We start from the raw sequence: 21,335 nt of genomic DNA, 5'->3' as shown, positions 1-21,335 counted from the left end.
TGCTAGCTTTAAAAATTTCTAAAACAAAAATCTGCTTATCTTTCGAAAGTATTGACAATTTAGCCCATAAGCCTAAGCGAAGATTCCTTTCATCGCCTTTTTGCTAATACTATTCGCATTAGACTCGCAGATTTTAGTTTGTTATTGACATTAATCTACTAAAATAAAATGTCCCTTTACAAATCGATCCGATAATACAACTAAACGATCCGATGGCTGTAAATCAGATGCCTGAATCACTTTACCTGCTTTTATCAGTGTCGCTTGATCAATATTCATATTAATCATCTCACCTGCTTCATACCAACGGCCATTTTGCCATTGACTAACACTCTTGACATTTATAACAGCAGGATACGTAGATTTCACAGATTGTAACTTCCCTGTAAGCATTAATGGTGCAACAGGTTTGGCATTATCTAACATATGAAGGGCCTGTACATGACCATCCTTCACATAGAAGTAACCATAATCCCCTTCAGATAAATAAAGTTCAATATCAGGCATGACATTATATGTTCTACTTCCGTCATCTACCTTTGCCTTTGTTGAATTACTAACCGACAGAACTGTACGATCTGTTTTTTTGAAAACATTGGATTCTATTTTCATAGCATCGTCAATTTCAATAAGGTAGCCATCAGCTTGAGATAATCTTCCATAATATAGTTCATGACCAGCTAAGTTTGGAGACATAAAGCTATCACTCGTCACTTGCACTACCTGTGCATAGTGATCACGAGCAGCACCATCCGTAATTACAAATGCTGTACCATAAGCCATAAGCCCCGTCGGTTCAATTAAACGCCCATTACGAATTAAAATAGTTCCATTATGGAAATACATTGAGCCTGCTGTTTTAAGTTTTAACAGTTTGTAATCTGTGTCAACAGATAGCATTGGTTCATAATAAGTTCGTTCATTGTTTTTCAATACTACAATTTTCTCAATAACTTCTTTCCCAAATTGTTTTACAGTCGCGTAATAAGCTTCGCTACCAATATAATTTTTCAATTGACCTTTCTCTACCTTAGTATTTCCCACATATATCGGTACCTTGGAAGTGAAAGGCATTGTTGAAAGGTCTGCAGTTATTTGAGAGCCAAATTGCCAGTTAACAAAAGCATGCTGGTTTTTGACAGTTAATTTATTGGCATTAGGATTAACTGCTTGTATTTCCCCTTTATATAGGTTTTCTACAAGAGTACCCGTTTCACTTATTGCTATTTTTGTAACAATAGAAGTATTTTTATTTTTCAAGCTCAATTTAATTCGATCTCCAACATATAGTGCACTGATATCCGTTGCAGATGAGCTTTTTTGATAAACAGTTTCTTTATTAATATAGTAAGTAGTCTCTGCACCAATATCTGGCTTAACCATAATAAATAATCCATTAGGATCAATACTTGTTACGACACCAGCAATTGTGGTACTGTTGCCACCAGTTGATTGAACATTTGTTTCTGTTGGTAAATTAGATTTACCTCGTAGTTCCACAACACTTCTTAAAGAAATGTCAGCTTCCACTTCCATGCCCATTTTAAAACCTTCTATAGTTGTGGACGTATTATTAATAAATAAGCGAGTGTTCTTATTAATATTGTAGGTTACAGAACGGCCGCGATCATTTTGCAATGTCACTTTACTCAACTGCTTTTCTATCGTGCCATCTGGCTTGGTATATTCTGAATATGTTACATCAACAAAGGTACCAGTTACTAATTGGGCAGCCTTAGCTGTTTGGTTAAAGGAAAAAACTAGAACCATCAGTAACATAATCGATAGTATGTATGATATCTTTTTCAAAAATTCTGCCTCCTTGCTAAATTTTAGTCATGAATAGTATATCGTATTATTGGTAGTTTTTCTCATTCAAAAAGTTACAATTTCTATCTCAAACGATAACTTTAAAAGTAGAGGTAGCTTAAATTAAAGCTACCTTGCCTGCTCAGACCTGAACATCAATTGTATGTCCAGCTGTCGGATGTGGAGCATCTAACATTTCAACTAATTGTTCTGTGTTTTGCTGTTGCATATCCATCGCTTGTTTTGTTACAGCCAAGGATACGTTTTGCATAAGTGTCGCTTGATTCATTGCCATCGATAAAGCCGCTATATCCATACAGTCCACCTCCTATCTACCTTATCGGCAAAATTTTTCATTTCTCAAGCATATTCTCCAAGTTTCTCCATACTTCATAAGTAAAAATAAAAAGCATCTACAGTCCTAATTCATTAGAACCAATAGATGCTTTTTTTTACATTCTATTTTCGATAGTACGCCAAGCCTCTTCAAAACCAAGGCCTGTTTCTGAAGAAAAGACAATAAGTGGATCATTTTTTTCCATCTCCAATGTCTCTTTGACAATTTTTTTATGCTTATCCCATTTACCTTTTGGGATTTTATCTGCCTTCGTTGCAATCACAATGCAAGGAATATTATAATGCTTTAAAAAATCATACATCATGCGATCATCCGCTGTTGGAGGATGACGCAAATCAATAATTTGTACAACTGCTTTTAATTCTTGACGCCCTGTAAAGTAACGCTCAATCATTTTTCCCCACGCTTCACGCTCTGATTTCGAAACCTTTGCATAACCATAGCCAGGAACATCTACAAAAAATAATTGTTCTTCAATTTTATAAAAGTTCAGGGTTTGTGTCTTACCAGGTTTAGACGAAATACGCGCTAAAGCTTTACGTCCGATCATTCGATTAATGAAGGAAGATTTCCCTACATTTGAACGACCAGCTAATGCAAATTCTGGCAGTCCATCTTCTGGATATTGGTCTGGTCTTACCGCACTAATGACCATTTCGACATTATGGACTTTCATTTTTCTAAATACCTCCGTCCAGTGCATAGGCTAATACTTCATCTGCCGATGACACTAGTTTAAATGTAAGTTGCTCACGGACACTGTCTGGGATATCTTCTATATCGCGTTCATTATCCTTTGGACAAATAATCGTTGTTAATCCTGCACGGTGAGCACTTAATGTTTTTTCTTTCAAACCACCAATTGGTAGTACCCGACCACGTAATGTGATCTCACCTGTCATCCCCACTTCTCTGCGAATCGGTCGGTTTAGAATGGCAGAGACAATAGCTGTCGCCATTGTAATACCTGCAGATGGCCCGTCTTTAGGGACAGCACCTTCTGGAACGTGAATATGAATATCATGTGTATCAAAATATTCTGGATCTACTTGAAGTTTCTCCATTTTTGTTCGAACATAGGATAAGGCTGTTTGAGCTGATTCTTTCATGACATCTCCCAGCTTACCTGTTAGTTGCAATTTCCCTTTTCCAGGTGTTAAGGATACTTCAATTTGTAATGTGTCGCCACCAACTGTTGTGTAAGCAAGACCAGTTGCAACACCTACTTGATTTTCCTTTTCAGCCTGTCCATAACGGAAACGATGTTTACCAAGCAATTCTTGGATTGATTTCGAGTTAACCGTTACCCGTTTTTTCTCACCCGAGACAATTATCTTGGCAATTTTACGACAAAGCGTAGCAATTTGACGTTCTAAACCACGTACTCCAGCCTCACGTGTATAATAACGGATAATATCAATTACGGCTTCATCCTTAATAATAACTTGTGACTTTTTCAAACCATGTTCTTTCAATTGCTTCGGAATTAAATGATTATTCGTAATCTGTGCCTTTTCAATTTCTGTATAGCCTGCTATAGAAATTACTTCCATACGATCTAACAATGGTCCTGGGATGCTACTCAAATCATTGGCAGTCGCAATAAATAGGACATTTGATAAATCATATGTTTCCTCAATATAGTGATCACTAAATGTATTGTTTTGCGCAGGATCTAAAACTTCTAGCATCGCTGCAGCAGGGTCTCCTCTAAAATCATTAGACATTTTATCAATTTCATCTAATAAAAATACCGGATTAATGGTACCAGCCTTTTTCATCCCTTGGATAATACGACCTGGCATAGCTCCTACATACGTACGACGGTGCCCACGAATTTCAGATTCATCACGAACCCCGCCTAATGAAATACGAATAAATTTGCGGTCTAAGCTTTCCGCGATAGAGCGAGCTAAAGATGTTTTCCCCACACCTGGAGGTCCCGCTAAGCAAAGTATCGGTCCACGAAGTGAATTTTTCAGCTGACGGACAGCTAAATATTCAAGAACCCGTTCTTTAACTTTTTCTAATCCATCATGATCCCGATTCAAAATGTTCTCAGCATGATCAATATTCATGCGATCCTCAGTTGCTTTTGTCCAAGGTAACGAAATGAGCCAATCGATGTAATTTCGGATAACGCCACTTTCAGCACTAGCACCTGGAATTTTTTCATATCTATCTAATTCCTTCAGTGCCACTTCTTTTGTTGACTCAGGCATCCCTGACGCATCAATTGATTTACGTAACTCTGCTACTTCACCCGTTTTTCCTTCACGGTCCCCAAGCTCGGTTTGGATAGCCTTCATCTGTTCACGTAAATAGTATTCTTTTTGCGTACGCTCCATCGATTGCTTCACTTTTGAATTGATCTTCTTTTCTAGATCGAGTACTTCTTGTTCATCGTGCAAACGAATAATTAAGTGATCTAGTCGTTTTTTCACATTCAGCATTTCCAACACTTCTTGCTTATCTGCAATTTTAAATGGTAAATGTGATGCAATGATGTCTGCTAATCGTCCTGGTTCCTCAATATCTGCTACAGTGTTGATGGTCTCGGCTGTTATTTTATTAGAGGATTTAGCATATTTTTCAAAATACGTTAATAGTGTACGCATTAAAGCTTGCGTTTCTACATCCTTACCTAACAAATCCTCTTTTACGTCAATATCAACAAATGTATAATTTTCTAAGGCACGATAGTTTTTCCAAGATGCACGTGCGACTCCCTCAACTAAAATTCGCAATGTGCCATTTGGTAATTTTAACATTTGTTTGACATAAGCCATTGTACCAATCGCGTATAAATCTTGTTCTTCAGGCTGTTCATCGTGCATTTCCTTTTGTGTTACCAATAAAATCATCTGGTCCTCTAACATTGCCTGTTCTAGCGCTGCTACAGAACGATTTCTACCCACATCAATATGTAACACCATCGATGGGAATACTAAAAGTCCACGTAAAGGTAATAATGGTACATTTGTTGTTTTTTGTATAGTTACCATGCGGGTATTCACCTCCGTCAAAATTTTCATGTTCAATTCCCGCGCTACTAGTATGTGTTTAAAAAACTGATTCACACTAGTTATTGAAACGAGCCAAAAATTTCTACAAGTCAGTTGGCCAATATGTAAGAATGAATAAAAAGCTGACTGTCGATATGTGCGAACATTGCACAATCGAAGTCAGCTAATTACTCTTTATCTCATAACGGTAGACAGCCAAATCTATACGCTATGCTGAAGTTTTTGTGTCGCTACCTTCATCGAGTTCAGTGCCATCTTCAAGAAGCAATTTCGGTTTTTCTTTATCCGTAATTGTTTTTGCAGTAATGATACATTTTTTTACGTCTTCACGTGAAGGCAGTTCGTACATTACATCAAGCATCGTTGACTCAATTATTGAACGAAGACCACGTGCACCTGTTTTACGCTCAATTGCTTCCTTCGCAATTTCCGCAAGTGCACCTTCATCAAACTCAAGCTCAACACCGTCTAGTTCAAGCATTTTCTGATATTGCTTAGCTAACGCATTTTTAGGCTCTGTCAAAATTTGTACTAGTGCAGCTTCATTTAATTGCTCTAGGCTAGCAAGTACTGGTAATCGACCAATGAACTCTGGAATTAGACCAAATTTCAGTAAATCCTCAGGAATCAGCTTAGACATGATAGAACCTTCATCTACGTCCACTATATTCGGATCTGAACCAAATCCAATTATTTTTTCACCTTGGCGACGTTTAATGATGGATTCAATGCCATCAAATGCTCCACCAACGATGAATAAAATATTGGTTGTATCGATTTGTAAAAACTCTTGATGAGGATGTTTTCGGCCACCTTGTGGTGGAACACTCGCAACAGTTCCTTCTAAAATCTTTAGAAGTGCCTGCTGAACACCTTCGCCAGAAACATCGCGTGTAATGGATGGGTTTTCTGACTTACGTGCAACTTTATCGATTTCATCAATATAGATAATACCTTTTTCAGCGCGTTCGATATCATAATCTGCTGATTGGATTAGCTTTAATAAAATATTTTCAACGTCCTCACCCACATATCCTGCTTCAGTTAATGAAGTAGCATCCGCAATCGCGAATGGAACATTTAATATACGTGCTAACGTTTGAGCTAATAATGTTTTACCGCTACCAGTCGGGCCGATTAACACAATGTTCGATTTTGCCAGTTCAACATCATCAATTTTACTGTTTGTATTGATGCGTTTATAGTGATTATAAACCGCAACTGCTAATGCTTTTTTAGCACGCTCTTGTCCAATTACATACTCATCTAAAATCGTTAGAATCTCTTTTGGTTTCGGGATATCTTGGAATTCGATCTCCTCTTCTACACCTAGTTCCTCTACAACGATTTCTGAACAAAGCTCAATACACTCATCACAAATATACACACCAGGACCTGCTACTAATTTACGTACTTGTTCTTGTGGTTTTCCACAGAATGAGCATTTTAAATTGCCTTTTTCATCATTAAATTTGAACAATATGTTTCACCCCTATTCAAGCAACAATCTTACAAGATTATTGAACCTTTATCAAATAAATTGTCTGCATCATTTATGCCTTCGCATTCATGCAAGTAGATTATAACATCATGTTGTTTACTTCATTCGCCGTCTGCAGCATATTTTTCAGGAACCCATTTGCGCGACCTTTCGTTTCTAAGGTCTCGGTTCTTCACTACTGACACATAAGATTCAAGCTGTCATCAACTACTGATATCTTGATCAGCTACATAGCTTTTTATTTATAAATCTACTACATTCATCTACCAAGGCTTTTTTCATTCGAAGAAATGTTGATTGTTAATGTCTTTATTATGATCTTACAGAATGAAGTAAAATGAGCATCGTGTAAAATAAAAACAATACTATGTATAAGTGAAGTGTAAAGTGAGTCGTACTAAACTTTAAGGGGACTGATTTTTAGTTGATGTGATAAAACAAGGCACGGTTTAATGCCGTACCTTGTTTTTTTTAGCTATCTAATTACACAAAATCTTATTCAGTAATTTTAGCGTTTTCTACTAAAAATTCAACTGTTTTTTGGATTTTGATGTCGTTTTCAAGTACTGCTGTACCACCTAAAGCACCTGTAATTTGCTCTTTTGTCATGTTGAATTGAGCAGCCATTTTCTCTAATTCTGCTTCAATATCAGCTTCAGTTGCTTCAATTTTTTCAGCTTCAGCAATCGCTTCTAGTGTTAAAGATACACGTACACGGCTTTCTGCTTCTTCTTTCATTTGACCACGTAAATCTTCTTCAGATTGGCCAGAGAATTGGTAGTATAGATCTAAGTTCATACCTTGTGTTTGTAGACGTTGACCAAACTCTTGCAACATACGATCAGTTTCAGAGTTAATCATACCTGCTGGTACTTCAAACTCAGCATTTTCAGAAGCTTTTTCTACTAGCTCATCACGAAGAGATGCATCAGATTCTGCTACTTTTTGTGCTTCTGTTTGTTCTTTAATTTTAGCGCGTAAAGCTTCTACGCTTTCCACTTCTGAATCTAATTCTTTTGCGAATTCATCATTTAATTCAGGAAGAACTTTTGTTTTAACTTCTTTCACTGTTACTTTGAAAGTAGCTTCTTTGCCTGCTAATTCAGCCGCATGGTATTCTTCTGGGAATGTAACAACTACATCTTTTGATTCGCCAGCTTTCACACCTGTTAATTGCTCTTCAAAACCAGGAATGAAAGAACCAGAACCGATTTCTAGTGGATAGTCTTCACCTTTACCACCTTCAAAAGCTTCTTCACCAACGAAACCTTCGAAATCGATTACTGCTGTATCGCCTTCAACGATTGCTTCGTCTTCTTTAATTTCAAGTTCAGCTTTACGAGCTAATTGGTCTTGAATTTGAGCATCTACTTCTTCATCAGTTACTTCAACTGGAAGTTTAGCTACTTCTAGACCTTTGTAGTCACCAAGTTTTGGTTCTGGTTTAACTGTTACTTGTGCAGTGAATGAGAAATCTTGACCATGTACAAAGTTTTCTGTACCAGAGATTTCTGGGTAATCAACTGGCATAATTCCAGCTTCATCGATTGCCTTTGCATAAGAATCAGGAACGATAATTTCTAATGCATCTTGGTATAAAGATTCGATACCGAAACGTTGTTCGAACATTTTACGAGGCATTTTACCTTTACGGAAACCTGGTACGTTAATTTGTTTTACAACTTTTTTGAACGCTTGGTCCATTGCTGCATCTACTTCTGCAGCTGGTACTTCAATTGTAAGAGTACCGATATTACCTTCTTGTTTTTCCCATTTTGCTGACATGTATAAATACCTCCAAATAAATAATCAAGTTTTAGGATGTTAGACAATTCATTCGTAACTACGATTTTGACAACCATTTTAGTATAACATAGATGTGTATAGTTTCAACTTTTTTCATACCTAATGTAGTTCTGTTAGCTTTTCTAACATTTGTAAAAAGTCTACGATTTCATAGTCCATTTCTTTCACATTCCCTAGCATTGTTGATACAAAATCTATATAACTATAGGCAACATCTTCTGCCTCAAATGGATGCCATTCAAAGGGAAATGTGACAATGGCATGTTTCGCCATTAAGTATTGTACCATTTCCAACGTCGTTGGGTCTTGTGTCAACTGACTTTCAACTATATTTTTTATTTCACCATATTGTGGTAGTTGATTAGGTAAAGATAGTTGTGCGGGGTTTATCGTTTTCGAATGCCCCAATTTTGAAACTGTAATATCAATTGAAACTTCCTGTTCAACTAATAGGATTAAAGCCAAGCTTTGGACAAAAGGATGAACGGTCGTACTTTCAATAATTGCTTGCAATGCCGTTTTTAACTGTCTTACATTGGTATCCATCAGACGATGTAATTTGATAGATTGCTCATTCGCAGTTAGTGCACTAAATTTTTCAAGCTCATACTCCTGCTCCTCTATAAACCGTTGCGCATTTTCTTTTTTTTCAAGATTTTTAGATACTTCTCTATTAAGACTTTTTAATCGTTCAAATTTCTCCACTTGATCACTTGGCAGTACACTTTCCTCTAGGAGGGTCGTGATCAACGTCTCTACTTGATGATATTCCTTCAACTGCATGCAAATTGTAATATACAATTCCATGACTTCCACATACATTGTTGTTCCCATTGTAAAAAGCTGTTCACAAACACCTTTTGCCTTGTCATAATCCTTTAATTCGTATAAAGCAAAGGCATAGGCGCTAAGGGCAAATTCATCACCCGTTTCATATATAAAGGCCTTTTCAAAACTTGCAATAGCTTTCTCGTATTGATAATTTTCAGCAAACATATGGCCTTCACGTATTAATGTTTGGACAGCGCCTGGAAAAACAACAATATTGTCATGTTTGATAACATGACGCTTACGTTTTGTCAATTCCCTCACCTCCTCTGTTCCATTTTTCATTTCGATTATTTACTAAAAAAATCCACAAGTTTCTTATTTTTCACAAAAAATAATTGCTTTTACATTCATATTTTGTAATAAAATGTATTATAATTAGAATAGTCTAAAATTTATTACAACTTGCAGACTTTCTTCCTAGTTATCTGCATACAGAAAATCAAGTTCTTCATAAGGAGTGGAATACATGCAATTACTAGATACAATCACTGAATTTGACCATTGTATCTCACCTGCATTCGAGGCATTATCGATTAAAGTCATTTCATTTTCTACAGCGGACGGACCTATTCAAGATAATCCGATCGAATTTGAATTTTTAACACGTACAAAAATTGATGTGTATACGCAAGAAGCTAGCACTTATCTTTTACGTATTCTTGGAACAATTCCAGGTTCTATCGCACTTGGGCATCAAAATGAAACTCTTTCCATTATTCCTCAAAAAGTAAACATCGAATGTAATGACAAGCTGTTACATGTGGACAAAAAAGATATGCATCAAATTTTACAACATCCTGAGCCGAATCGTCATTACAGCGAATGGCTTATTGATGCTATAAAAAATACCAATATTCTCGTTGAGCTGAAGACAAACCAGCATTCACTGATTGAATGGCCAATCGGTATAAAATCAGCAGCCATAATATAGGTAGAGATAGACATACTTCATCGTATGTCTTTTTTTTTACTCTTATTTAAGCCTTTCCATTTTATTGCGTTTCTATCATAACAACTTTCTATAGTTTCTGGAAATAATATTATAACAGTCACCAACATTAAAGTGTTTGTATTGTCAATTCACACAGCAAATGGCTATCCGTCCTACATCAGGATTGCAAATTGGTCGATTTGCTTGAAAAAGGAGCTATAATAATAGAACAAACCTTATGATGGAGGCACACATAAATATGAATATAAAAGAAACACTACAATCTTTTTCTACTATGACACTGCATGAACGTCAGGCAGTGATGAAGGACAACGGAGAATGGCTCTTACAGGAGATGCTAACGCACATTGGCTCAACTGATGCTGAATTGCGCGATCATTTAATTTATCGTACGTTTGTTGATTTACTAAGTGATAATTTATTAAGCACCCAACAATTACAATTATTATTTGAGACAGCAACAAGTGAGGATTTTCTATATGTACATATCGGAGAAGCACCAACAGACAGTGTCTTTACTAGATCATTCTCTGCACTGCTCATTGCAGGTATACTTGCAAAGGATGCCGAGTTGCTTGTTTTAAAAGATGACGAGTTGCAGCCTTTCTTTAAAAAAATTGGACGTTATCTATTATTAGAACAAGATACAAGAGGTTACGTAAAGGATAAAGGATGGGCTCATAGCATTTCACACGGGGCTGATTTAGCCGCCATGACTATTAAACACCCAAAATTCGATTTGCAATATGCTCCATCCATTTTACATGCACTTAAGCTTGTCACGTGGAAAGGCACTGTCTATGTCAATGATGAAGAAGAGCGATTAATCAACATAGTAGATGCTTTATTACAACAAAACTATTCGGAGGAAGCTTTGATCGAATTTGTTGAACAAGCCTTTGATAAGTTTGAAATGCATTTAATGACGCAAGGTTATAATGATAGCTTTTTTAGTGGGCGTACTTGTACATTAAACTTCATGAAGACATTATATTTTTCTTTAAAAATGAATAATAAAGCCCCCAAACTACAAAATACAATCTATGGGCAAGTAGCCAAATGGCTCAAGCTTGGGGACTGACTAAAAAATGCTGATTCGATACGTATCTTTCTCATAAACATAAAAAATTTCTACCATATTAGCAAACTAAGAATTTACTTAGTTTGCTTTTTGTTTTTCAAATAGAATATAAATATGTAAATTTTTGTATAATCAAGAAAACTATTTGTTATATTAACATAATTAATAACACTCCCCATTTATTCCCTTTTCAATCATTCCTTTCATTGATAGTTCATCCTAATGTTTCCACACAATGATTCTTCTTCTACTCCTTTTATAGATAAAAGGCAAATAAAATCTATTATTATGTCCGACGGGATACTGATTTTATTACAAAACAGCGTCCAAAATGTGAAATACAATTTTTCATAAAAAAAACTATTTACTTAGTTAAACATGAAGAATGCTGTATTTTCAACGTTTCCACAGTGTTTAATAAACAAAACCTTAAAATACCAATACTAAAATAACGTTTTTTGTTCAAAAAATGTTCAAATTCAATGTATCTTTACTATCATTTTCATAACAAAATTATGTTTTTTCTTAAAAACAGGGCGTATAATCCAATGTGCAAACAACGACAAGATGTGACAATCGTTATAGACATGTACGTATGTGAAACGATTGCACAAATCATTGATTTTGCTAACGCTTGCATTAGACCAATCAACTTCAAGATTTATGTTTCATATTGAACCATGCCATTGTAAATTCTTAAGTTGTTGATTGGTACGCCAAGATAAAAGAGGTGACCTCAGTATCCACTATTTATAAATGTGAACTGACAAAAAACACATGAATTTTATGAATAGCCGTTCTATAGAAAGGAGTCAAACATGAAGAAAAAATTAAGTTTAATGTTTGTAGCATTGGGTGCTCTTGCACTTCTTGCTGGATGTGAGCCATTAACAGTATTCAATCCTAAAGGACCAAATGCAGAAACATTATCAAACACAATTATTTTATCCATTATTACAATGGCCTTTATATTACTAGTCGTGTATGTGCTTTTAGCCTTTATGCTAACTAAATATCGTGCGTCAAAAGCATCTGCAGATTATGAGCCACCTCATGAAGAGGGTAGCCATCTTCTAGAAATCACATGGACAGTAATTCCTATTATTATTGTTGCATTCTTGGCTGTTGTAACTGTAAGAACAACATCTACTGTAGAGGCTCAGCCAGCAGGATATGACGATAAAGAACCTTTAGTAATTTATGCATCATCATCAAACTGGAAATGGCATTTTAGTTACCCTGAAGAAGGTGTTGAAACAGTTAACTATGTTAACCTTCCTGTGGATCGTCCAATTGAGTTTAAATTATACTCATTCGGTCCGATTACAAGTTTCTGGATTCCTCAATTAGCAGGTCAAAAATATGCCATGAGTGATATGTTAACAACTATTCACCTTGCAGCAGATGAAGTGGGTTCATTCATGGGACGTAACTCTAACTTCAATGGACGTGGATTTGCAGAAATGGAATTTGAAGCACAATCTATGACAAAAGAAGACTTCGATAAATGGGTTGCTGATGTTAAAGCAAAAGAAAAACCATTAACAGAAGAAAAATTTGATGAGCTATTAAAAGCTGAGCATGTTGGTCGCCAAAGCTTCTCATCTACACACTTAGAATTCAGCCCTGCCCCAATGGAACATGGTAAAAACATGAAAATGGGTGACATGGACCATAGTGACATGTCTGAAGAAGATATGAATAATGAACATTCAGGTCATTAATTTACATTTAACTTTGAACGAGTAGAATATTAATTTTTAATTTTGAAAGGAGCGCATCCAATGAGTATGGAAGAATTATTCCATCCAATGCAAGAACCGATGATTTTAGCGGCAGCTATTAGTATCGTAGTTGGAGCAGTCGTTATCGTAGCTGGCCTTACTTATTTCAAAAAATGGGGCTATTTCTACAAAAACTGGCTATCAACTGTTGACCATAAAAAAATCGGGATTATGTATATCGCTGTAGCATTATTAATGCTATTCCGCGGTGGTATCGATGCACTATTAATGCGTGCACAAACAGCTGTTCCGGATAACGGGCTTCTTGATGCACAACATTATAATGAAATTTTCACAACACACGGTTTATTAATGATTTTATTTATGGCGATGCCATTTGTGATTGGTTTAATGAACATTGTCATCCCACTTCAAATTGGTGCACGTGACGTTGCTTTCCCACGTCTAAATGCTGTCAGCTTTTGGCTATTCGCAGCAGGTGCTGGTTTATTAAACTTATCATTCATTATTGGTGGTTCACCAGACGCTGGTTGGACAGCCTACTTCCCTCTTGCAAGTACGGATTTCAGTCCGACTGTAGGGAATAACTATTATTCTTTAGCACTTCAATTATCAGGTATTGGTACATTAATGACAGGTGTTAACTTCATCACGACTATTATTAAAATGCGCGCACCTGGTATGAAATTAATGAAAATGCCAATGTTTACTTGGTCGATTTTAATTACAAACGTAATTATTGTATTCGCATTCCCAGTATTAACTGTAGCGCTTGCTCTTATGATGTTAGACCGTCAATTCGGTACTAAATTCTTTGCAATGCAAGACGGCGGTATGGATATGCTTTGGGCCAACCTATTCTGGGTTTGGGGACATCCTGAAGTTTATATCGTTATTCTACCTGCTTTCGGTATTTTCTCAGAAATCATTGCAACATTTGCGCGTAAAAACTTGTACGGCTATAAATCAATGGTTATGAGTATGGTTGTTATTTCTTTACTATCATTCGTAGTTTGGGCCCACCACTTCTATACAATGGGTCACGGGGTAATGGTAAACAGCGTATTCTCTATTACAACAATGGCAATCGCCGTTCCAACCGGTGTTAAAATATTTAACTGGTTGCTGACGATGAGGAACGGGAAAATTCAATTTACAACACCGATGCTTTATGCTCTTGGCTTTATTCCAATCTTCACAATTGGTGGGGTTACAGGGGTAATGCTAGCGATGGCAAGTGCTGACTATCAATATCATAATACGATGTTCTTAGTTGCCCACTTCCACTACGTTTTAATTCCAGGTACAGTATTCGGTGTACTTGCAGGTTACCACTACTGGTGGCCAAAAATGTTCGGTTTCCGTTTAAATGAAAAATTAGGGAAAACTGCGTTCTGGTTCATTGCAATCAGCTTCAACGTAACATTCTTCCCACTATTCATTTTAGGTTTAGATGGTTATGCTCGTCGTATGTACACTTACTCAGAGTCAACAGGCTATGGACCATTGAACATGTTATCATTCGTTGGTGCTTTAGGACTTGCAGTCGGCTTTGCGTTGATCGTTTATAATATCTACTACAGCTGGAAGCATATGCCTCGTAATGAAAAGGCAGATGTATGGGAAGGTCGTACACTTGAATGGGCTACTCATTCTCCAGTACCAGAATACAACTTTGCAGTAGTTCCAACTGTTACTCGCTTAGATGAGTTCTGGTTCGCGAAAAAAGAAGGTCGCGATATTACAGCAGGTAAAATTGAAAAAATTCACATGCCAAATAATACAGGCACACCTTTCTGGATGAGTGGATTCTTCTTCCTTGCAGCATTCTTCGCTGTATTCAATATGTGGGTGCCAGCCATCATTAGTATGCTTGGTGTATTTGGCTTCATGATCCATCGTTCTTTCGAAAAAGACCATGGTCGTTATATTTCAGTTGAGGAAGTTATGGCAACTGAGAAAAGCTTGAGAGGTGATAAATAATATGAAAATCGATTCTTCACTTCCATTAGAATATAGTACAGAGGAAAATCGCCTAAAAATCTTTGGTTTCTGGATTTTCCTTGGCGCCGAGATCGTGTTATTTGCCACATTGTTTACTGTGTATTTCACACTTCACACACGGACAGGTAGTGGCCCGAATGGTGCTGAAATCTTTGAATTAACACCAGTTTTATGGGAAACATTCTTATTATTAACAAGTAGTTTCACAATTGGTCTGGGTGTTCATGCAATGCGTATTGGTCGTAAAAAGGCAATGATGACTTTCTTCATCATTACCCTTTTACTCGGCTTAGGTTTCTTAGCTATTGAGATTGATGAGTTCATCACTTATGTACATGAAGGTGCGACAATTCAAACAAGCGCATTCCTGTCATCATTAATGACATTACTTGGAACACACGGTGCCCACGTAACATTTGGTTTCTTCTGGGGCCTAGCTATCATTATCCAAGTAGCTAAACGTGGTTTAAATCCACAAACAGCGAACAAAGCGTTTATCTTCTCATTGTACTGGCATTTCCTAGACGTTGTTTGGATTTTCATCTTCAGCTTCGTCTATTTGAAAGGACTGATTAGCTGATGAAGGAATTATTCCCAAAACAACATGTCATGGGCTTCGGCTTCTCACTATTACTGACACTTGTCGCTTTAGCCGTTGTAACCTTTGATATGAGTTATAAAGTGGCATTTGCTATTTTACTTGTCACTGCCCTTGCACAAGCAACTGTACAGTTAGTGTTATTCATGCACATCGGTGAATCTGAAGATAAGAAAACGTTATATACAACGATTTTATATTCAGTATTCGTAGGTGTTGTAACAATCATTGGTACATTGTTTGCCATGATCTGGGGTTACTAAGCAATTACATGTAGATATTTTCGAGCTTATTGAAAAGCTCCTCAAAAAGCTGTCACCTACTTTCGTATTAAACGATTGGTTGGTGACAGCTTTTTTATTAATTTTCATGCTTATTACTGGTCATTACTGCAAGATTATTGTTTTTTCACTAAGTATTTAGATACATTTTATAGAATAACGAAACTTTTCCTTTTCTTGGGCGTATATTAGTAGATAGTGTTTTTTACCAAGAATAGGAGATGAAAGTAATGAAGAAGATTTTTAAAGTACTAGCAGTTGGAACACTAGCATTGACTCTTGCTGCTTGTAATTCAAGTGCCACGCCTACGAAAGACACAACTAAAACTAGCAACCTCACTTTAGAACAAGTGTATGACAAGGCAGTGGATCGTCAGTCTGACATTAAAAGTGCTAGTGCCAATATGGATATGACACAGGTAACGAAGGTTGGATCTGGTGAAGAGGCGATGGAGTTCTCTATTAACTCTAAAATGGAAATGGACATTATCGTCGACCCATTAGCAATGCATTTATCAGGCTCTATGTCGATGCCAGATATGATGAGTGAAGGCCAAGAAACAACGGACATGCCTATTGAAATGTATATGAAAAAAGACGCTGGCCTTTTCATGAAAGATGTGACTACAGACAGCTGGTTAAAGCTTCCTGATGAGAACTTTGATGCTATTTTAGATCAAACGGCTGCTTCTGCTGACGCTAAAGAACAGTTAGAACAACTTAAAAAGTTTATTAATGATTTTACATTTGAACAAACGGATAAAGAATATGTCCTTACATTAGAAGCAAAAGGTGATAAATTTAAAGAGCTAATTGATTCTGAAATTAATAAATCAATAGAAGACATGGGATTAGAAGAAAACCCTATGGATCAATTAACAATCGAAAAAATCAACTATGTGCTACACATTGATAAAGAGACTTTCGATACGAAAAAAATGGATATGAATTTTGATTTAAAAATGGCAGTAGAAGGCGATGAATTGTTAATGAATACAAAATCAGTCGTTACTTATACTGATTTCAATCATCTTAAAACAATTGATATTCCTCAAAGCATTGTAGATAACGCACAAACAATCGAATAAAAAACAAACCTGCTTGTCATCTACCTACAAGCAGGTTTGTTTTGTCTTTATCCATATAAATAGGACGAAGATTTCCGTAAAATTATCGAACGATTAATACATCACATTGAGCGTAACGTACTACTTTTTCTGCTACAGACCCTAGCATCATTTTTTCCATACGATTTAACCCGGTTGCCCCACATACAATCAAATCAACATTCGTAAGCTGTGTCAAGATCCCCTTTGGCGAACCCGTTTCTACTACAGATTCTACACTTTGAACACCTGTCTGAACCACTTGCTTTTCTAAGCTTTCCATTTTGCTCTTGTTTTCTTTCTTCAATTCTTCCGCATATTTTAAATCATATGCTGACACCGCTCCAAAAGATTTAGTATCAATTACATTCACTAATTGCAAAGTAGCTTTGTGTTGCATTGCTACTTGACTTGCTCTTTCTAAAGCCTTCAATGATTGTTCTGAGAAATCAATTGCTACTGCGATTTTAAGATAATTAGCCATATTTAGTCCTCTCCATTCATCATGCCATTCCATGTTTTCACAAATATTATATCATAACGGTATTCTATATAGTTTATCGTCATCGGGTTGTGGATTGCCGCGTCCATCCGTATTATTACTAATAAAGTATAAGTAGCTACCATCCATAAATACATCTCGTATTCTCCCAAATTCCGATAGTAGCACATCTTGTTTTTTCATGTTCGCATCAAATGTTAGCACCGCTGTCCCCCTTAGTGCTGCAGCATATAATTGATCATCTACTACAGCAATACCAGATGGCGCCCACGTTTTCGCCGAGCCTGAGGTAAATAGAGGGGTTACCATATGTTGCTGTTTGTCTGTTCCCTCTATAAGTGGCCAACCATAATTCTTCCCTTTTTCAATTATGTTGATTTCGTCATTGGCCGCATTGCCATGTTCGCTTGCGTACATCGTACCATCTGTTGCCCATGCTAATCCCTGCGGATTTCTATGCCCATAGCTATACACATAAGAACGAGGAAAAGGATTATCATTCGGTATGGAACCGTCCAAATTGAATCGTAAAATCTTTCCTTCTAATGCATCTAAATCCTGTGCTAAAGATGGCTGAGTGGCATCTCCGACAGTAACATACAATTTCCTATCGGGGCCTATTTTTAAACGACCGCCATGATGATATGTACCGCTCTGTATTCGATCAATTAAGAGGTCCGTTTCCTGCCACTTATTATCGATTAGCGTCAATGTTACGACCCGATTAAATTGCGTTGATCCCTCTTCATACGTATAGTAAGCATAAGCAATATGGGTTGTCGTAAAATCAGGGGCTAACACAAATCCTAGGAGGCCGGCTTCAGGAGCTGTCGATAATTCCTTCTTTAATAGGACCTGTTGTCTTTCAACTTCACCTTCCATGATCTTTACAATATTGCCTGGTCTTTCTGTTACATATAACGCTGTATCGCTTTTTTCGATCGACCAAGGTGTTCGTAATTGCTCTGCTATTACTTCAACGTTTGAAGTGACTTTTGAGGGTTCTTCTTGTTTTGCCATCCTCTCATCCTTCTCCTTGGTAGAAGTACAGGCCGCACACATCAAAATAACTAGCAGCAAACTGGGAATCATTCGCTTCATCTTGTCTCCTCCTTTTTTCGAAAATAGAAAAAGACGTCGGTCCTAGACGTCTCTTTTACTTATTTTTATACTGTCAAACATAATTATTTCACCAAATGTTTTTGTGTGCTCTAGCACTTTAAGATAAGCTTCTTTTCGATGGATGAGTCGTTCTTGTCGTAATTTTTGATAGGAATAATAAAAATCATCTATTGTTATTTTATCCATAAACTCACCTCTTATAGTAGTATATGCTAACACTATTATAAGGTTGGTAAATTCTTACGACAATTCTATTTTCTATTTTTGATTATAAGTTCCCAAAAATCGAAGGATAAAAGACATACGATTTCTCGAAAGAATATACATATTTATCTAATTAGTTGATAAAAAAAGGCAGTACTTTTTCTTCTACAACTTGTTCACCCGCCTGTATCCATCTACTTTTATCATGAATATACCCATCCTTATCAAGCGGCGTCTGGAACTGACTAGCTCCTGTAGCATCTAGTAATGAGCCTTCATCATAATCTAAGCCAACGTTAGCAACATGTTTAATGACAAACGGCTTTTGAAATCGAATTTGGGCATCTTCATTATCCAATTCCCCAACCGTTACGATAAAGGGCACGCGCAAATAGATTGTTTCGCCGCCACCTCTCCATAGTACCGCGTCAAAGCTCCCTTTATGATACTCCCAATTCCCACCAATTGTAAAACCACGATCAATAATATGATCTCGCAAATAACCATAGCCTATCTCTTTTCCAACTATTTTTGAATCAAACTGTAGCAATTTGAAACCTCCTCCTTTCACTTAATAAAAGTCTATCCTAAAAAGAGGAATTACAAACTATTTCTCGCACTCAGCAAAAAAATCCCGAAGCCCTAAAATAACAAGGCTTCGAGATTTTTGTCAATATTTATAAAGGAACTGAGACTGTTCGATTTAAAACATATTTAGCGGCTTCTACATATTCTGTAACAGTTCTTAGGCTAACTGCGGCAGTTGGCGTTAAGCTTTCAAAGCCATGATAGCATCCTGGATATAAATGAAACTCAACATCGACGCCTGCCTGACAGAGCTTCATTACATATTGTAACGTTTCATCACGGAACGGATCTAGCTGACCAACACATGTGTAAGTAAAGGGAAGCCCAGTTAAGTCATCGGCTCTTGCAGCAGCAGCGTATTGTGACACATTGTCACTGCCGTTTGCTCCATTTAAATACATTTCCCATCCCTTTTGATTAAGGGAATGATTCCAGATCATATGACCAGTAATTTCTAATGCGGAAGGTGTATTATTACGATCATCTATCATTGGATATAGAGGCATTTGGAAGCTAAGCTTTGGATAATTACGATCACGTGCTAGCAATGCAAGAGCAGCGGTTAGCCCACCCCCAGCACTTGCCCCGGCTATCCCTATACGTTGATTATCAATCCTTAGTTCATCTGCGTGATCTGCCACCCATTTTAACGCAGTATAACAATCTTCGAGTGGGACTGGGTAAGGATACTCAGGTGCAAGTCTGTAGTCTACTGATACAACGACGCACTTTGCATCTGTAACGAAGCGCTGACAAAGCAAATCATCGCCCTCTGGAGCTCCTAAAACATAGCCACCTCCATGAATCCACACCAATGCTGGGTAAATTTCATTTTGGTCTTTTGGCTGGTAGATTCTAATGCGCAGTGCAACACCCTCTTCTGGTCCTTGAATCATTTTATTAGTAACTAAAATCTGCTCGTCTATTGTTGCTGGTACGGCTACAGCCGCCATCCCATCTCTTGTAGCTTGTACATTGTCTAAGTCTAAAGGTGGAAAAACAGCTAATAATTCTTTTAGTTCCGGGTCAATACGATGTTCCATTAAGCTTCATCCTCTCTTTTATCAGTTCTTTACGATGTAAGTCCGCCATCAATCGTCACAACTGCACCATTCATATAAGAAGACTCCTGCGAAATTAAGAAAGCGATTACATTTGCGATTTCAGTAGGGTTTGCTAATCTTCTTAGAGGCCCATTCTCCTCAGGCTTGTTTCAAGTCCCTTTGTCATGTTTGTCCTGACACCACCAGGGCATATAGCATTTACGCGGACACCGCTAGGTCCATATTCTATAGCAGCCGTTTTAGTTAGCCCGATGACACCATGCTTGCTTGCCGAATAGCCTCCCATATAGGGTTGCCCTTGTATTCCAGCAGCTAAGGCAGTATTCCCGATGACACCTGATTGTTGTTGTTCCATCTCTTTTAGCACATACTTTAAACCTAAAAATGCCCCTTTCAGATTGACAGAGATTACACGATCAAACATCTCCTCATCTAAATCACCTAACAATGAGGGTGGACTTAAAATGCCCGCATTATTAATGAAAGCATCAATTCGACCAAATGCCTGCTTGGCAGCATCCACGTACTTCCTTACATCTTGACGGTTGGAAACATCTGCTTGGACAAAAATGGCCTGCTGCTGATACTCTTTCACTGCTTTTAAAGTGTCCTGACCACTCCTTTCATCAAAGTCTACTAATATTAATGCCTTGTTTTTTGTCGCTAGTAGTTTAGCTGTTTCTCTACCTATTCCGCTTCCCGCACCAGTAATAATCACTACTTGCTGCTCCATATTATTTATGCTCCTCCCTCAGAC

At 37.1% G+C, this 21,335-nt stretch carries 19 protein-coding genes and 1 pseudogene; 7 read left to right on the top strand and 13 right to left on the bottom strand.

Annotated elements, in window-relative coordinates; all coding sequences use genetic code 11:
* Positions 1–150: 150 nt before the first annotated feature.
* The 7 genes from PI85_RS01340 to PI85_RS01315 form a co-directional block, all read right to left on the bottom strand.
* Entirely contained in the window at positions 151–1,809 is a 1,659-nt protein-coding gene (locus PI85_RS01340; protein WP_036119303.1) for a DUF5666 domain-containing protein, read from the bottom strand.
* Between the two features lie 142 nt (positions 1,810–1,951).
* Positions 1,952–2,125, bottom strand: coding sequence for a YjfB family protein (locus PI85_RS23730; protein ID WP_080709112.1), 174 nt, complete (start codon positions 2,123–2,125; stop codon positions 1,952–1,954).
* A 136-nt stretch (positions 2,126–2,261) separates the two neighbouring features.
* Entirely contained in the window at positions 2,262–2,843 is a 582-nt protein-coding gene (gene yihA, locus PI85_RS01335) for a ribosome biogenesis GTP-binding protein YihA/YsxC (RefSeq protein ID WP_008180654.1), read from the bottom strand.
* A gap of 4 nt (positions 2,844–2,847) precedes the next feature.
* Positions 2,848–5,172, bottom strand: a complete 2,325-nt coding sequence (lon, locus tag PI85_RS01330; RefSeq protein ID WP_036119308.1) for an endopeptidase La — start codon at positions 5,170–5,172, stop codon at positions 2,848–2,850.
* A gap of 229 nt (positions 5,173–5,401) precedes the next feature.
* Positions 5,402–6,673, bottom strand: coding sequence for an ATP-dependent protease ATP-binding subunit ClpX (clpX, locus tag PI85_RS01325; RefSeq protein WP_008180649.1), 1,272 nt, complete (start codon positions 6,671–6,673; stop codon positions 5,402–5,404).
* A gap of 516 nt (positions 6,674–7,189) precedes the next feature.
* The gene (gene tig / locus PI85_RS01320; protein ID WP_036119311.1) at positions 7,190–8,479 is read right to left on the bottom strand and encodes a trigger factor; all 1,290 of its coding nucleotides are present in this window, start codon (positions 8,477–8,479) and stop codon (positions 7,190–7,192) included.
* Positions 8,480–8,599: 120 nt separating this feature from the next.
* Positions 8,600–9,592 (bottom strand): DUF3196 family protein, encoded by a 993-nt coding sequence (locus tag PI85_RS01315; protein WP_225316175.1) that lies wholly within the window; start codon positions 9,590–9,592, stop codon positions 8,600–8,602.
* Between the two features lie 205 nt (positions 9,593–9,797).
* Between PI85_RS01315 and PI85_RS01310 the strand changes: the two genes are divergently transcribed.
* From PI85_RS01310 to PI85_RS01280, 7 genes are all read left to right on the top strand, one after another.
* Entirely contained in the window at positions 9,798–10,262 is a 465-nt protein-coding gene (locus PI85_RS01310) for a hypothetical protein (RefSeq protein ID WP_008180854.1), read from the top strand.
* Between the two features lie 259 nt (positions 10,263–10,521).
* Positions 10,522–11,364, top strand: coding sequence for a DUF2785 domain-containing protein (locus tag PI85_RS01305; protein ID WP_036119317.1), 843 nt, complete (start codon positions 10,522–10,524; stop codon positions 11,362–11,364).
* Between the two features lie 818 nt (positions 11,365–12,182).
* Positions 12,183–13,088, top strand: coding sequence for a cytochrome aa3 quinol oxidase subunit II (gene qoxA / locus PI85_RS01300; protein WP_036119319.1), 906 nt, complete (start codon positions 12,183–12,185; stop codon positions 13,086–13,088).
* 60 nt (positions 13,089–13,148) lie between these two features.
* A complete protein-coding gene (qoxB, locus tag PI85_RS01295) occupies positions 13,149–15,092 on the top strand; it encodes a cytochrome aa3 quinol oxidase subunit I (protein ID WP_008180847.1) in 1,944 nt (647 codons plus the stop codon).
* Between the two features lies 1 nt (position 15,093).
* Positions 15,094–15,693, top strand: coding sequence for a cytochrome aa3 quinol oxidase subunit III (gene qoxC / locus PI85_RS01290; protein WP_025114588.1), 600 nt, complete (start codon positions 15,094–15,096; stop codon positions 15,691–15,693).
* Positions 15,693–15,974, top strand: a complete 282-nt coding sequence (gene qoxD, locus PI85_RS01285) for a cytochrome aa3 quinol oxidase subunit IV (protein WP_008180843.1) — start codon at positions 15,693–15,695, stop codon at positions 15,972–15,974. Before qoxC ends, qoxD begins: the two co-directional genes overlap by 1 nt.
* 248 nt (positions 15,975–16,222) lie before the next feature.
* A complete protein-coding gene (locus PI85_RS01280) occupies positions 16,223–17,080 on the top strand; it encodes a DUF6612 family protein (RefSeq protein WP_036119322.1) in 858 nt (285 codons plus the stop codon).
* A gap of 82 nt (positions 17,081–17,162) precedes the next feature.
* On the opposite strand, the gene PI85_RS01275 is transcribed toward PI85_RS01280, so the two are convergent.
* From PI85_RS01275 to PI85_RS01255, 6 genes and pseudogenes are all read right to left on the bottom strand, one after another.
* The gene (locus PI85_RS01275; protein WP_036119324.1) at positions 17,163–17,582 is read right to left on the bottom strand and encodes a universal stress protein; all 420 of its coding nucleotides are present in this window, start codon (positions 17,580–17,582) and stop codon (positions 17,163–17,165) included.
* A gap of 51 nt (positions 17,583–17,633) precedes the next feature.
* The gene (locus PI85_RS01270) at positions 17,634–18,701 is read right to left on the bottom strand and encodes a sorbosone dehydrogenase family protein (protein ID WP_036119327.1); all 1,068 of its coding nucleotides are present in this window, start codon (positions 18,699–18,701) and stop codon (positions 17,634–17,636) included.
* A gap of 42 nt (positions 18,702–18,743) precedes the next feature.
* A complete protein-coding gene (locus tag PI85_RS24570) occupies positions 18,744–18,908 on the bottom strand; it encodes a hypothetical protein (RefSeq protein ID WP_191967666.1) in 165 nt (54 codons plus the stop codon).
* Positions 18,909–19,059: 151 nt separating this feature from the next.
* Positions 19,060–19,476 carry a YugN family protein gene (locus PI85_RS01265; protein WP_025114584.1) on the bottom strand — a complete coding sequence of 139 codons (417 nt, stop codon included), beginning with the start codon at positions 19,474–19,476 and terminating at the stop codon, positions 19,060–19,062.
* A gap of 127 nt (positions 19,477–19,603) precedes the next feature.
* Positions 19,604–20,557, bottom strand: coding sequence for an alpha/beta hydrolase (locus PI85_RS01260; RefSeq protein ID WP_036119332.1), 954 nt, complete (start codon positions 20,555–20,557; stop codon positions 19,604–19,606).
* A 29-nt stretch (positions 20,558–20,586) separates the two neighbouring features.
* Positions 20,587–21,311 (bottom strand): annotated as a pseudogene (locus PI85_RS01255) (SDR family NAD(P)-dependent oxidoreductase).
* Positions 21,312–21,335 lie beyond the last annotated feature (24 nt).

The sequence above is a fragment of the Lysinibacillus sp. A1 genome, assembly GCF_000801965.1.
GTDB classification, from domain to species: domain Bacteria; phylum Bacillota; class Bacilli; order Bacillales_A; family Planococcaceae; genus Lysinibacillus; species Lysinibacillus fusiformis.
This window is presented reverse-complemented; position numbering and strand designations above follow the sequence as displayed.

Excerpts from the sequence above, each read along its gene's own strand:
- PI85_RS23730 (WP_080709112.1), bottom strand. The coding sequence starts at position 2,125 with ATGGATATAGCGGCTTTATCGATGGCAATGAATCAAGCGACACTTATG.
- yihA (WP_008180654.1), bottom strand. The coding sequence starts at position 2,843 with ATGAAAGTCCATAATGTCGAAATGGTCATTAGTGCGGTAAGACCAGAC.
- lon (WP_036119308.1), bottom strand. The coding sequence starts at position 5,172 with ATGGTAACTATACAAAAAACAACAAATGTACCATTATTACCTTTACGT.
- tig (WP_036119311.1), bottom strand. The coding sequence starts at position 8,479 with ATGTCAGCAAAATGGGAAAAACAAGAAGGTAATATCGGTACTCTTACA.
- PI85_RS01310 (WP_008180854.1), top strand. The coding sequence starts at position 9,798 with ATGCAATTACTAGATACAATCACTGAATTTGACCATTGTATCTCACCT.
- PI85_RS01305 (WP_036119317.1), top strand. The coding sequence starts at position 10,522 with ATGAATATAAAAGAAACACTACAATCTTTTTCTACTATGACACTGCAT.
- qoxA (WP_036119319.1), top strand. The coding sequence starts at position 12,183 with ATGAAGAAAAAATTAAGTTTAATGTTTGTAGCATTGGGTGCTCTTGCA.
- qoxB (WP_008180847.1), top strand. The coding sequence starts at position 13,149 with ATGAGTATGGAAGAATTATTCCATCCAATGCAAGAACCGATGATTTTA.
- qoxC (WP_025114588.1), top strand. The coding sequence starts at position 15,094 with ATGAAAATCGATTCTTCACTTCCATTAGAATATAGTACAGAGGAAAAT.
- qoxD (WP_008180843.1), top strand. The coding sequence starts at position 15,693 with ATGAAGGAATTATTCCCAAAACAACATGTCATGGGCTTCGGCTTCTCA.
- PI85_RS01280 (WP_036119322.1), top strand. The coding sequence starts at position 16,223 with ATGAAGAAGATTTTTAAAGTACTAGCAGTTGGAACACTAGCATTGACT.
- PI85_RS01275 (WP_036119324.1), bottom strand. The coding sequence starts at position 17,582 with ATGGCTAATTATCTTAAAATCGCAGTAGCAATTGATTTCTCAGAACAA.
- PI85_RS01270 (WP_036119327.1), bottom strand. The coding sequence starts at position 18,701 with ATGAAGCGAATGATTCCCAGTTTGCTGCTAGTTATTTTGATGTGTGCG.
- PI85_RS24570 (WP_191967666.1), bottom strand. The coding sequence starts at position 18,908 with ATGGATAAAATAACAATAGATGATTTTTATTATTCCTATCAAAAATTA.
- PI85_RS01260 (WP_036119332.1), bottom strand. The coding sequence starts at position 20,557 with ATGGAACATCGTATTGACCCGGAACTAAAAGAATTATTAGCTGTTTTT.